This is a genomic window from Pantoea sp. AS-PWVM4, from assembly GCF_000468095.1.
GTDB classification, from domain to species: Bacteria; Pseudomonadota; Gammaproteobacteria; order Enterobacterales; family Enterobacteriaceae; genus Pantoea; species Pantoea phytobeneficialis.
The window spans coordinates 171,330-184,552 of record NZ_ASZC01000013.1 but is presented as its reverse complement, the minus strand read 5'-3'; the positions used below and the strand labels follow the sequence as shown (position 1 = coordinate 184,552).

The following is a 13,223-nucleotide window of genomic DNA, read 5'->3' as shown; positions in this document are numbered from 1 at the left end:
ACCACCGAAGGCCGTAAAGTGCGCGTGGTTTCCATGCCGTCCACCGATGCGTTCGACAAACAGGATGCGGCTTACCGTGAATCTGTCCTGCCGAAAGCAGTGGCTGCGCGTGTGGCGATCGAAGCGGGTATCGCCGATTACTGGTTCAAGTACACCGGCCTGAACGGTGCAATCGTCGGTATGACCAGCTTTGGTGAATCTGCCCCGGCAGAGAAACTGTTCGAAGAGTTTGGTTTCACCGTTGCCAATGTGGTCGCAACCGCGAAATCAATTCTGTAATGCTTTTGGGCGGCCTGATGGCCGCCCGTTTGGATTCCCGTAGCGGCGCGATTTATCGCGCGGGGGTTTCCGACATCGCGCACGGAATTGCGCGATAAATCGCGCCGCTACGAATTCGGGCAAGCATTACCTCATTATTCCTCCAGTAATAATCTTAAATTGGCTTATTTTGTGACGTAGATCCAATAATCAGCAGCGCAGTTGATCACAATCATTCCTGTTATTCCTTCCTTGCTTTATCCTAGCTGAACCGTTTCAGTTGTGGCGTAAAACCCGCTGACAACCACAGGCAGTCGACAAGAATTCCCTGTACAAAAGGGTGTGAAACGCTCAGGCTATCGGCACGTTTTTTCAGGTGTGGTTGAAGGAAAGATGACCGTTCGCATAGCTATAAATGGTTTTGGTCGTATCGGGCGTAATGTGCTGCGTGCGTTGTATGAAACAGGCCGCAGAGCAGAAATCACCGTGGTGGCGATTAACGAACTGGCGGAAGCCGTCGGTATGGCGCATCTGCTGAAGTACGATACCAGCCACGGACGTTTTGCCTTTGACGTGCGCCAGGAACGCGACCTGCTGTTTGTCGGTGACGATACTATCCGTATCCTGCATCAGGCCGATATCGCCACCCTGCCGTGGCAGGAGCTGAATGTCGATATCGTGCTGGATTGTACCGGCGTTTACGGCAGCCGTGCGGATGGCGAAGCCCATTTGCAGGCGGGCGCGAAGAAGGTGTTGTTCTCGCATCCGGGCGGTAACGATCTGGATGCCACCGTAGTGTTCGGCGTGAACGAACAGGCTCTTAAACAAACTGACCGCATTGTCTCCAACGCATCCTGCACCACCAACTGCATTATTCCGGTGATAAAGTTGTTGGATGACGCCTTTGGCATTGAGTCAGGCACCGTGACCACCATCCACTCGGCGATGCACGATCAACAGGTGATCGACGCTTATCACAGCGATCTCCGCCGTACCCGTGCAGCCAGCCAATCGATCATTCCGGTGGATACGCGGCTGGCGGCGGGTATAACGCGCATTTTTCCGAAATTTAACGATCGCTTCGAAGCTATCGCGGTGCGTGTGCCAACCATCAATGTTACGGCCATTGATTTGAGCGTTTCGGTACGCCAGGCGGTGAAGGCATGTGAGGTCAATGCCTTGCTGCAAAACGCATCAGAAGGGGCATTTCGTGGTATAGTTGACTATACGGAATTACCGTTAGTCTCAGTAGATTTCAACCATGATCCGCACAGTGCCATTGTGGATGGCACGCAAACGCGGGTCAGCGGTCACCACCTTATCAAAACCCTGGTTTGGTGTGACAACGAATGGGGCTTTGCTAACCGCATGCTCGACACAACGTTAGCAATGGCCGCAAGCGGTTTCAGGTAAGACGCGGTCTGCGTCTGGCAAAACTTATGAGAATCAACGAGAGGGTTCACCATGTCTGTAATTAAGATGACCGATCTGGATCTTGCTGGAAAACGTGTTCTGATCCGTGCCGATCTCAACGTACCAGTGAAAGAAGGGAAAGTGACGTCTGATGCACGTATCCGTGCTTCTCTGCCCACCATCGAAGCGGCGTTGAAACAGGGCGCGAAAGTGATGGTTACCTCTCACCTGGGTCGTCCGACCGAAGGTGAATACAACGAAGAGTTCTCCCTGCTGCCGGTTGTTAACTATCTGAAAGACAAGCTGAACGGCACCACAGTTACCCTGGCTAAAGATTACCTCGACGGTGTTGAAGTCGGTGCGGGTGAGCTGGTGGTGTTGGAAAACGTACGCTTCAACAAAGGTGAGAAGAAAGACGACGAAGCGCTGTCCAAAAAATACGCCGCGCTGTGCGACGTGTTTGTGATGGATGCCTTCGGTACTGCGCACCGTGCGCAGGCATCAACTCACGGCGTAGGTAAATTCGCACCGATCGCCTGTGCCGGTCCGCTGCTCTCTGCTGAGCTGGAAGCGCTGGGCAAAGTGATGAGCAACCCGCAGCGTCCGCTGGTGGCGGTTGTCGGTGGTTCTAAAGTCTCTACCAAATTCGACGTGCTGCAATCGCTGGTGAAAATCGCTGACACCGTGATCGTCGGCGGTGGTATCGCTAACACCTTCGTGGCTATCGACAACAACGTCGGTAAATCCCTGTACGAGCCAGACTTCGTGGAAGCGGCCAAAGGGCTGCGTGACCAGTACGGTATCCCGGTTCCGACCGACTCCCGCGTAGGCACAGAATTCTCTGAAACCGCACCGGCAACCGTGAAAAAGGTTTCCGAAGTGGCGGATAACGAAGAAATTATGGACTTCGGTGATGAAACCGCACAGGCAATGGCAAAACTGCTGAAAGACGCAAAAACCATTCTGTGGAACGGTCCGGTTGGCGTGTTCGAGTTCCCGAACTTCCGTAAAGGCACCGAAATCGTTGCTAACGCGATCGCTGACAGCGAAGCGTTCTCTGTCGCAGGCGGTGGTGACACCCTGGCAGCCATTGATCTGTTCGGTATCGAAGACAAGATCTCCTACATCTCTACCGGTGGCGGCGCATTCCTCGAATTCGTGGAAGGTAAAAAACTGCCAGCCGTAGCCATGCTGGAAGAGCGCGCGAAGCAGTAATCTTTTGGGGGCGGCGCTTTGGCGTCGCCTGAAGACTTGCCCTGACGCTATGGGGCATAAAATCCAGTCCCCCTCGATTCGGGGATGAACGGTAAACGAAACAGGACACAACCATGTCTAAAATTTTTGATTTCGTAAAACCCGGCGTTGTCACTGGTGATGACGTTCAGAAAATCTTCAAAGTGGCGAAAGAGAACAAATTCGCCCTGCCAGCAGTAAACTGCGTCGGCACAGATTCCATCAACGCAGTACTGGAAGCGGCAGCGAAAGTGAAATCGCCGGTCATCGTTCAGTTCTCCAATGGTGGTGCTGCTTTCATCGCGGGTAAAGGTTACAAAACCGACAAACCTCAGGGCGCGGCGATTGCCGGTGCTATCGCCGGTGCGCACCATGTGCACCTGATGGCTGAGCTGTATGGCGTGCCGGTTATCCTGCACACTGACCACTGCGCGAAAAAACTGCTGCCGTGGATCGACGGTCTGCTGGACGCGGGTGAAGCACACTTCGCCAAAACCGGTAAGCCGCTGTTCTCTTCTCACATGATTGACCTGTCTGAAGAGTCACTGCATGAAAACATCGAAATCTCCAGCAAATATCTGACCCGTATGGCGAAACTGGGTATGACGCTGGAAATCGAACTGGGTTGCACCGGCGGCGAAGAAGATGGTGTGGACAACAGCCACATGGACGCTTCTGCCCTGTACACCCAGCCGGAAGACGTGGATTACGCGTACACCGAACTGAGCAAAATCAGCCCGCGTTTCACCATTGCGGCATCTTTCGGTAACGTTCACGGCGTGTACAAGCCGGGTAACGTTAAGCTGACCCCGACCATCCTGCGTGATTCTCAGGAATATGTTTCTAAGAAACACAACCTGCCGCACAACTCGCTGGATTTCGTATTCCACGGTGGTTCCGGTTCTTCTGCTGCGGAAATCGAAGAGTCAATCAGCTACGGCGTGATCAAGATGAACATCGATACCGACACCCAATGGGCGACCTGGGACGGTATCCTGCAGTACTACAAAAAGAACGAAGACTATCTGCAAGGCCAGCTCGGTAACCCGAACGGCGTAGATAGCCCGAACAAAAAATACTACGATCCGCGCGTATGGCTGCGCTCTGCTCAGGCATCCATGGTGGTTCGCCTGGAACAGGCGTTCAAAGAGCTTAACGCGATCGACGTACTGTAATTTTCCCTTACAGTACAAAAAAGGCCCGAAAGGGCCTTTTTTTATGCATTATTTTCGGATTATTCAGTAAATTCTGACCATCTTTGGCGCTGGCCCCCATTATTGTTTACCCTTGTACGCGGGAGTGTCGGATTCATTCTGGCAGTTTTTGTTCTTTCCTGCGGGAAACTCAACAACAGGGCTAACAAATGGAAGATTTAAATGTCGTTGACGGCATTAACAACGCGGGTGGATGGCTGGTACGCAATCAGGAACTGATCCTGAGCTATGTCGTGAATATTGTGGCGGCGATTGCCATCATCATCATCGGGATGATTGTGGCGCGCATCATTTCGAATGCCATCAATCGGGTGCTGGTGGCGCGTCATATCGATGCTACCGTGGCGGATTTCCTGTCAGCGCTGGTGCGCTACGGCATTATCGCCTTTACCATTATCGCCGCGCTCGGACGCGTGGGGGTGCAGACCGCCTCAGTGATCGCCGTTCTGGGTGCCGCAGGTCTGGCCGTGGGTCTGGCATTGCAGGGGTCGCTCTCCAACCTCGCAGCTGGCGTGCTGCTGGTGACCTTCCGTCCGTTCCGTACCGGCGAGTTCGTTGATCTCGGTGGCGTGACGGGTACCGTACAGAACGTGCAGATCTTCTCCACCACCCTGAAAAGTGCCGATGGCAAAATCGTGGTGGTGCCGAACGGCAAAATCATTGCCGGTAATATCGTTAACTACTCTCGTGAACCAATTCGCCGTAACGAATTTATTATCGGCGTGGCCTATGATGCGGATGTGGATCAGGTTATCAGCTTACTGAAAGAAGTGACCGAAGCGGACGAGCGCGTGCTGAAGGACCTGGGTATCCAGATTGGCCTGAACGAACTGGCTGCCTCGTCGCTCAACTTCGTTGTGCGTTGCTGGAGCAAGAGCAGCGACCTGCAAAACGTCTACTGGGACCTGCTGAAAAACTACAAGCGCACGCTGGACGCGCATGGCATCGGCATCCCTTATCCGCAGATGGATGTACATTTCCATCCGGTGAAAAACGAGGCAGCGGTGGCTGAACGCACCGAATAATCCCCAAACGCAGCGGCGCAATTTATCGCGCGGGTTTTTCCGGCACCGCGCACGGAATTGCGCGAAAAATCGCGCCGCTACGTAATCGTTTTTTCTAATGACCCATTAATTTTTTCCATTTCCTCTAATAATTTCACGCCTTTATACTTCACGCCATCACCCATGTTGATGGAAAAATTCCCGTGTTATCTGTTTATTTACAAGGGCTTGCTCTTGGGGCTTCGCTCATTCTGCCGTTGGGGCCGCAAAACGCCTTCGTGATGAACCAGGGCATAAAACGCCATTATCATTTGATGACGGCGGTACTCTGCACCCTGAGTGACATTGCTTTGATTTGTGGCGGTATTTTTGGCGGCAGCGCTTTGCTTAATCAGTCGCCAGTGCTGCTGATGCTTATCACCTGGACCGGCGTGGCCTTTCTGAGCTGGTATGGCTGGGGGGCATTGCGCAATGCCTGGCAGGGGGATGTCTCGCTGGCATCGGCAGAGATGATAAAGCAGGGACGCTGGCGCATTATCGCCACCCTATTGGCGGTGACCTGGCTCAACCCCCATGTTTATATCGATACCTTTGTGGTGTTGGGGAGCCTCGGTGGTCAGTTGCCGTCTGAAGCCGCACGCCGTTGGTTTGCCCTCGGCAGCGTCAGCGCCTCGATCATCTGGTTCTTTGGTCTGGCGCTGATGGCCGCATGGTTATCGCCCCGACTGCGCACCGTGCGTGCGCAACGTATTATCAATTTGCTGGTAGGCACGGTGATGTGGGTGATTGCTTTCCAGCTGGCGCGTCAGGGTATCGCCAACTGGTGATGCAGATGCAAACCGTAAAGTGCGGGCAGAGCGCCCGCCGTGGCAAGCAGTTCAAGGCGTATTTGCCGAAAACTCACGCCCTGCGGCAATACATGATGGCAGAGTGAATGATGGTTATCGTTCACCTCAGCCAGCAACATCTCATCCAGCCATACGCGGTAATGGGTGGTGCAATGCGGCGTTACGGCCTGCGCATGCCCCATCTGCACCGTCTCCATTGCATGGTCAAAATCATTATCAAACAACAGGGTGAGTTGGCTGGCCTGCTGGGGCTGTGACCATTGCCAGCTCACCACCGGCGCACTGTCGTCGGATGCCGGAACCCAACAGTTAGTATGACTTTCCGGGCGCAACTTACCGTTCAGTAGCGCGTCGCGATGCCACAGTTGCAACGGAACCTCAAGGGAGAAGGCGATGAGAACCTGGTGTGGTGCGCGGCGTGGTAGCCAGAAATCAAATTCATCGACACCATAATCGCCATCATTGATCTGGCGGGTGCGTTTTGCCACCCGTGGATTCAGGCTGTTAAACACCATCATGATGCCCGGCAGCCGCTGGCTGGTCAGGGCGATCTCAATCGCCGGATTCTCGGCAAAGGCAATCATCAGGTAACGATCACAGTCGGCGCGATACGCAAAATCAAGCCGGTATTCCCCTTGATCGTTGACGCAGATCGTCTGACTGGCCAGATGACGGTCGCCACAGGTATTGGCCGGGTTTTCACTGGTCAGCAGCGACACCTGTAGCGACTGCTGTGCAGCCGCCCGCATCGACACCTTCAGGGCGGGAAAACGTTCTCCGGCTTTCAAGGGCAACAGTAGCGCGCAACGTGATTTCAGGGGCTGCCAGCCACCATCAGCAGGCAGGGAACTGAGCTGAAGCGTGCTGCTGACGTGTACCTTCACTGCACCGGACGGGCTAAACAGCCGCTGGCGTGGAATGTAAGCGCCCTGGCGCAGCAGATGCTGCTGAAGCTGTCCGATTCGTTCAGGAGTGGACAGCTCGCCTGGGGTGAGATGCTGCTGCTGACAGATCGCCGCTGCACGTCCCACCACCTCACCGAGTACGCCGCAGGTACACATCACGCGTGCGCTACCGAACGCCACATGGGTGGCGGAGATCAACCTGCCGGTCAGCAGCAGGTTATCCAGCGACTGGCTGTACAAAGCGCGGAATGGGATGGTGTAGGTGCCTTTGCTGTGAAACTGGCGGCAGCCATCATGTTCGCTGTAGACGCCATCAGCGGGATGCAGGTCAATCGACCAACCGCCATAGGCCACGGCGTCATAATGATCGCGTTGTTCCACGATATCCTGCTGACATAGCAGCGTGTCACCGAGAAAGCGGCGGCTTTCACGTTTGCCGGGGATCAGGCCGACCCATTCGATAGTCAGGTTTTCCGCATCGGGAAACTCGCCGGAATTCTTGATGTAATCCCATACGCCCCAGACGATTTTCCACAGCTCCCATTTGATGGTTTCGCTCTCATGCACCGTGTCGAGCCGTCCTCCCCATTCCAGCCACCACAGGTCGCAACCGTTCAGTTCAGAGGTCAGGCGTTTATAGCGTGGAATGGCCTGGATATCCTTCAGGGCAAAGCCTGGCGGGATAAAACGCACAGGCTCAGCGCTGCGTTTGGTGTAGAAGTAGATGGAGTGACCGAGTTTGTGGCCAAAATGCTCGCCGGGAGCCATTTTCTCACCGAATTCCTCTACCGATTCCGCACCGACCCGATGTGCGGCACCTGCCAGATAACCCAATACCCCGTCCCCACTGGCATCGATAAATTGTCGGGCGCTAACGTGATAGCGCGTCTGGTTGATGGCGTTAAAGGCATGCACCGCCTGTAACTGGCGACCTGATTTTTCTATCCCGGTCACTGTGGTGTTCAGCAGCAGCGTCAGGCCGGGCTGTGCCTGGACGAGATCCAGCAGCACCAGATCAAACAACATCGGGTTGCCTTCTTTGTTGCGCCACAGGTTCTCCTCCATGATCTCGCCCATGATGCCACCTTCGCGCGCCCAGCGATTATTGTTACCCATGTGCGAGGTGGCACCGTTGGCCCACAGACGAACTTCGCTGGAGGCATTGCCGCCCAGCACCGGGCGATCCTGAATCAGCACCACCGTCACGCCATCACGCGCTGCGGCCAGCGCGGCGCAGACACCGGCCAAACCACCACCGGCCACCAACACATCCGCTTGCAAAGGTTGCAGGGGAAATTGGCGGCTATCCTGAGAGGAGAAAATTTGCATCATTTCATTCCTGTAACTCTGACGCTAAGATTAAATTTTTGACCGCCACAGGGTGATGTATGTCTTCTCAACCCAATCAAAGCCTGATTGACGGTATTCGCTGCCTGCAATATCTGGTTTCCAGTGATAAAGCCGTTGGCTGTCGCGAACTGGCGCGCCAGATGGGGATGAACAGCACGCGGGTTAACCGCCTGCTGATGACCATGGCCTCGATTGGTCTGACGATGCAGGATGAGCATCGCCGCTATCTGCCCGGACCTGGGGTACATGCGCTGGCAGCACAGGCGATTCGCGGATCGTCGCTGTTTGCCCAGGCGCTGCCACAACTGGAAGCCAATGCGCCACGCGATATCGTGGTGGCGCTGGGCGTGCTGTGGGAGGACCAGGTGATCTATATCTGGCACTCGGAACCGGGCGAGCGTACCAGCACCAGCCAGGCGCTGGCGGGCTACCATATGTTGCCCGCCTGGCAGTCGGTGATCGGCGTATCGCTGCTGGCGGCGGAGAGCGATGAAGCCTTGCGGCCACGTTTCACCGACGATCAATGGGCGCAGATTGCCCCGCTGCTGGCGCGTAAACGCACGCAGGACACCCTCATCTGGCATCGTGACGATGGAGAAATCAGCATGGCACTGCCGATTAATAACAATCGTGCGGCCCTGGCGTTCGCCAAAATTTGGCAGGCGGATGAGGCACATCTCCAGCAGCGTCTGGCGCAGTTGCAGGCGCTGGCGCAGCGCATGATCATTGCGCGCTAACATGGTCGATTTTCCCGACGATAAACACGTAACTGGCGATGCCGATAGCGGCCAGCATGGCGATAAACGCCAGCGCTGGCGCGAAATTGTCGCCATCGATTAATGCGCCAATGGCGATCGGCACCACAATGGAGGAGAGCGCGCCGGTGAAGTTAAATACGCCACCGGCCAGCCCGATTAAATGGCGCGGTGCCAGCGCGGTAACAAACACCCAGGTAATGGTCGCGAGGCCGTTGCCAAAGAAGGCGACAGACATAAACAGGATGATCAGCGCGGAGTTGTCCGTGTAATTGGCCCCGAGAATAAATAAGGTCAGCGATAATCCGAGGATTACCGGTAGTTTGCGAGCAACACTGGCCGAAACGCCCCGACGTATCATGCGGTCCGAGGCAAAGCCGGCCAGTAGCACGCCGCAAAAGGCGGCGAAGTAGGGCAGTGACGCCACATAGCCGCTCTTAATAAACGCCATATGACGATATTCCACCAGGTAGGTCGGGAACCAGGTGAGGAAGAACCAGAAGGTAGCCGAAATGGTGAACTGACCAATGTAGATGCCAACCAGCTTGCGACTGCGGAACATCTGCGCCAGATCCTGCCAGCGCGCGCGTGGTTGTTGAGCGCTCTGGCGGTCACCCAGTAGCGCGCCATTACTGCGCAGATAATTCAGTTCCGCCTGGGAAACCCCTTTGTGATCGCCAGGTTCGCGGTAGAGGACATACCACACCAGCGCCCAAATCATGCCTGCGACACCGGTAATCAGAAACAAGCCGCGCCAGCCAAACGCATCCTGCACATGAAACAGCAACGGGGTCATGCAGGCTAAACCGACAAACTGCGCCGAAGAGTAAATACCGATGGCGCTGGCGCGCTCCTGTTCCGGGAACCAACTGGAGATCACCCGGTTGTTGGCGGGCATCACCGGGGCTTCAAAGGCACCGACGCCCAGACGCAGGCCAAACAGCGCGAGAAAGCTACCGGCAAAAGCGTGTAGCGCCGTCACCATCGACCAGACAAACAGCCCGACGCCATACACCAGCCGCGCGCCCAGACGATCGATCAGGAAACCGCCGGGGATCTGTAAGGCGGCATAAATCCAGCCAAAGGCAGAGAAGATTAACCCCATCTCCAGCGGCGTGAAGCGCAATTCACCGGCCATTGTCGTGGCGGCGACCGACAGGTTGGTTCGGTCCATGTAATTAATAATGATGTTGATAAACACCAGGCCAAGCATCAGAAAGCGTGTGCGCCCGGCACGGACACAAACGTGGGGTTGGGCTATCGGTTGCTCTGTCATCGTGGAACGCTCCCGGAGGTCAGAGTGTCTCTTTAATAGAAACACTGGTGGGCAAATTCAGCGAATACAGGGTGATTATTTTGTGATCGCGGAGACGATAAAACAGCAGAGTGCCCGAACTTTTCGTTGAATCAAAACTCAGACCATCACGCATGGTAATGTGTAGCAGGCTTCGCCATAGTGGCGACCTCAGAATTGAATCTTCAAGGAGGACTTTCGTGAAACTCAAAGCACTGGCGCTGGCCGCCGTAATGAGCGCGGGCGCATTGCCTGCGATGGTTCAGGCCGACGAGCTGCCGAATGGGCCGCATGTGGTGACTTCAGGGCAGGCAAGTGTCGAGGCACGTCCGGATATTGCTACGCTCTCGATTGTGGTGAATGTTTCATCGAAAGACGCGGCGGATGCGAAAAAGCAGGCCGATAGCCGTGTTGCACAATATTTTGATTTTCTGCAAAAAAATGGCATCGAGAAGAAAGATATCGATGCTGCTAACCTCAGCACCCAGCCGGAGTACGATTACACCAAAGAGGGGAAATCGGTACTGAAAGGCTACCGCGCAGTACGCCAGGTACAGGTGACGCTGCGTCAGCTGGAGAAGCTGAATGAACTGCTGGATGGGGCGTTGAAAACCGGGTTGAACGAGATTCGTGCTGTCGATCTCGGCGTGGCAAATCCGCAGACCTATAAGGATCAGGCGCGTAAAGCGGCTATCGCCAATGCAACTCAGCAGGCATCAGCACTGGCGGAAGGTTTCAATGCGAAACTCGGTCCGGTGTATAGCATCCGCTATCACGTAGCCAACTATCAGCCGATGCCGATGGCACGCATGTTCAAAGCGGCGGCACCAGAGGCGGATACCTCAGCGCAGCAAACCTACGAGCAGCAGACCATTCACTTTGACGATCAGGTGGATGTGGTATTCGATATCAAACCGAATACACCGTAATGTTTCCGTAGCGGCGCGATTTATCGCGCAATCCTGTGCGTGATAACTCGCGCCGCTACGAATTCGTGTGCTGTCAGGCCGCTAAATCATCCTGACGCAATACGCGGTGGCCGTGGGCAATTAATGCATCGGTGACGCGGCGCATCAGACGGCTTTCCGGGGCAAAGCGATGCCAGTACAGCATCCGGCGCTGGTACAAGCCGGGCGTCAAATCCACCAACTCACCATTCGCCAGTTCACGTTCAATCTGCAAATGCGGGATCATACAGCAGGTCGACCCCTGACGAGCCAGCTGGACGAAGGCTTCCGACGAGTTAACGATATGGCAGGGTACGCTACCCGGCGACAGATCGAAATTCTGTTGCAGAAACGCCTGATGCATATCATCGAGATGATCAAAGGCAATGGCCGGGGCTTTCAGCAGCGCCGAACGTGTCACGCCATTCGGGAAGTAGCGATTGGCAAACTCGGGTGACGCTACAAACAGATAATCTAACGCACCCAATTGATCAACCAGACAGCTCGGTAAGGGTTGTGGCTGAATACTCACCGCACCCACCACTTCACCACGACGCAAGCGCTCCTGAGTACGGGTTTCGTCTTCGACCTGAATGTTGAGGCGCACCGGGGAATCGGCCAGCACATCTTTCAATGCGGGCAGCAGCCAGGTTGCCAGACTGTCGGCGTTGACCGCCAGTGACAACAGCAGCGGCGTGGTGCCACCGTTTTCATCACCCAGCCACTCCTCTTCCAGCAGCTCTACCTGATGCAACAACGCAAGCAGCTTCTGCCCCTGTTCCGTCGGGCGCGGCGGTACGGTACGCACCAGCAGCGGCTGACCGAATAAATTTTCCAGCTGTTTAATACGCTGCGACACCGCAGACTGCGTAATACAAAGTTTTTGCGCGGCGCGCTCAAAGCCGCGTTCACGAATCACAGCATCCAGCGCCTGAAGCGTTCGATAATCCGGGCGTTTCATTGTTGTTCTCTCTCGTTCAGGATGGAGGGTACTATGCCACAAAAAATCAAAAGATGGTTTTTGTGCACTGAGTTACAAAGCCTTTAACAGCCGCGCTTTTTTACGCCGCCTTGTTTTATACTACGCGCACCTCGTTGTCGCACAGGTTTTAAACATACCATGACCCAGGATGAACTGAAAAAAGCGGTAGGTTGGGCAGCACTGCAATATGTGCAGCCGGGCACCATTGTAGGCGTTGGCACCGGTTCGACCGCTGCCCATTTTATTGATGCGTTAGGTTCGATTAAGCATCAAATTGAGGGCGCAGTTTCCAGCTCGGAAGCCTCAACGCAGAAACTGAAATCCCTTGGCATTCATGTGTTTGATCTCAATGAAGTGGATTCGCTCTCGGTGTACGTCGACGGTGCTGATGAGATCAATCCGCAGATGCAGATGATTAAAGGCGGCGGCGCGGCGCTGACGCGTGAGAAAATTGTCTCCGCCGTGGCTGAGAAATTTATCTGTATTGCCGATGCCTCGAAAGAAGTGGATGTATTGGGCCACTTTCCGCTGCCGGTTGAAGTGATCCCGATGGCGCGTTCCTATGTGGCGCGTGAACTGGTGAAATTGGGCGGCCTGCCAGAATATCGTCAGAACGTGGTGACCGATAACGGCAACATTATTCTCGACGTGCATAATCTACGCATCCTCGATCCGATCGCGCTGGAAAAAGCCATCAATGCGCTGCCTGGTGTGGTGACAGTAGGGCTTTTTGCAGCACGCGGCGCTGATGTCGCGCTGATCGGCACTGCCGATGGCGTAAAAACCATTACCAAATGATCTGTCCGGCGCTGTTGCAGCGCCGCTTATTTCCATACGCAAAACATCTTTTCTTCGTATGCTGAAATTCGGTGACTTATGTCACAAAACAGTCATCAACAGCAGGTTCATTCTTCGCTCTGTACGCATATCCCGATTTTGTACGGCATTGTGCTGCCGTAGCGCTGACGCGTGCTGAGGTCGAGGCAATCGATTGTCTTGCTGCAAACGAATTTTTTGATA

General features: G+C 54.9%; 12 protein-coding genes. 9 read left to right on the top strand and 3 right to left on the bottom strand.

What is annotated here, in order from left to right; all coding sequences use genetic code 11:
- The 6 genes from L579_RS12730 to argO form a co-directional block, all read left to right on the top strand.
- A partial coding sequence (locus L579_RS12730) for a transketolase-like TK C-terminal-containing protein (protein WP_036626578.1) occupies positions 1–279 on the top strand: 279 nt, incomplete at its 5' end.
- A gap of 372 nt (positions 280–651) precedes the next feature.
- Positions 652–1,671, top strand: a complete 1,020-nt coding sequence (epd, locus tag L579_RS12725; protein WP_021184642.1) for an erythrose-4-phosphate dehydrogenase — start codon at positions 652–654, stop codon at positions 1,669–1,671.
- A gap of 51 nt (positions 1,672–1,722) precedes the next feature.
- Complete coding sequence (gene pgk / locus L579_RS12720) at positions 1,723–2,886, top strand: phosphoglycerate kinase (RefSeq protein ID WP_021184641.1); 1,164 nt, start codon at positions 1,723–1,725, stop codon at positions 2,884–2,886.
- 113 nt (positions 2,887–2,999) lie between these two features.
- Complete coding sequence (fbaA, locus tag L579_RS12715) at positions 3,000–4,079, top strand: class II fructose-bisphosphate aldolase (RefSeq protein ID WP_021184640.1); 1,080 nt, start codon at positions 3,000–3,002, stop codon at positions 4,077–4,079.
- A 188-nt stretch (positions 4,080–4,267) separates the two neighbouring features.
- Positions 4,268–5,143 (top strand): small-conductance mechanosensitive channel MscS, encoded by an 876-nt coding sequence (gene mscS / locus L579_RS12710; RefSeq protein WP_021184639.1) that lies wholly within the window; start codon positions 4,268–4,270, stop codon positions 5,141–5,143.
- A gap of 182 nt (positions 5,144–5,325) precedes the next feature.
- Positions 5,326–5,949, top strand: a complete 624-nt coding sequence (argO, locus tag L579_RS12705) for an arginine exporter ArgO (RefSeq protein WP_021184638.1) — start codon at positions 5,326–5,328, stop codon at positions 5,947–5,949.
- On the opposite strand, the gene L579_RS12700 is transcribed toward argO, so the two are convergent.
- Positions 5,928–8,204 (bottom strand): FAD-dependent oxidoreductase, encoded by a 2,277-nt coding sequence (locus L579_RS12700; RefSeq protein WP_036626575.1) that lies wholly within the window; start codon positions 8,202–8,204, stop codon positions 5,928–5,930. The genes argO and L579_RS12700 overlap by 22 nt on opposite strands.
- Before the next feature lie 59 nt (positions 8,205–8,263).
- Here L579_RS12700 and L579_RS12695 point away from each other — a divergent pair, with 59 nt between their 5' ends.
- A complete protein-coding gene (locus L579_RS12695) occupies positions 8,264–8,962 on the top strand; it encodes an IclR family transcriptional regulator domain-containing protein (RefSeq protein WP_021184636.1) in 699 nt (232 codons plus the stop codon).
- Here L579_RS12695 and L579_RS12690 read toward each other — a convergent pair.
- Positions 8,949–10,256, bottom strand: a complete 1,308-nt coding sequence (locus L579_RS12690) for an MFS transporter (protein WP_021184635.1) — start codon at positions 10,254–10,256, stop codon at positions 8,949–8,951. The genes L579_RS12695 and L579_RS12690 overlap by 14 nt on opposite strands.
- Before the next feature lie 218 nt (positions 10,257–10,474).
- Between L579_RS12690 and L579_RS12685 the strand changes: the two genes are divergently transcribed.
- Positions 10,475–11,203 (top strand): oxidative stress defense protein, encoded by a 729-nt coding sequence (locus L579_RS12685; RefSeq protein ID WP_021184633.1) that lies wholly within the window; start codon positions 10,475–10,477, stop codon positions 11,201–11,203.
- 73 nt (positions 11,204–11,276) lie between these two features.
- Here L579_RS12685 and L579_RS12680 read toward each other — a convergent pair whose 3' ends face one another.
- Positions 11,277–12,182: a LysR family transcriptional regulator ArgP gene (locus L579_RS12680; protein ID WP_013510342.1), complete on the bottom strand. Its 906-nt coding sequence runs from the start codon at positions 12,180–12,182 to the stop codon at positions 11,277–11,279.
- 159 nt (positions 12,183–12,341) lie between these two features.
- Here L579_RS12680 and rpiA point away from each other — a divergent pair, with 159 nt between their 5' ends.
- Positions 12,342–13,001: a ribose-5-phosphate isomerase RpiA gene (rpiA, locus tag L579_RS12675; protein WP_021184632.1), complete on the top strand. Its 660-nt coding sequence runs from the start codon at positions 12,342–12,344 to the stop codon at positions 12,999–13,001.
- Positions 13,002–13,223 lie beyond the last annotated feature (222 nt).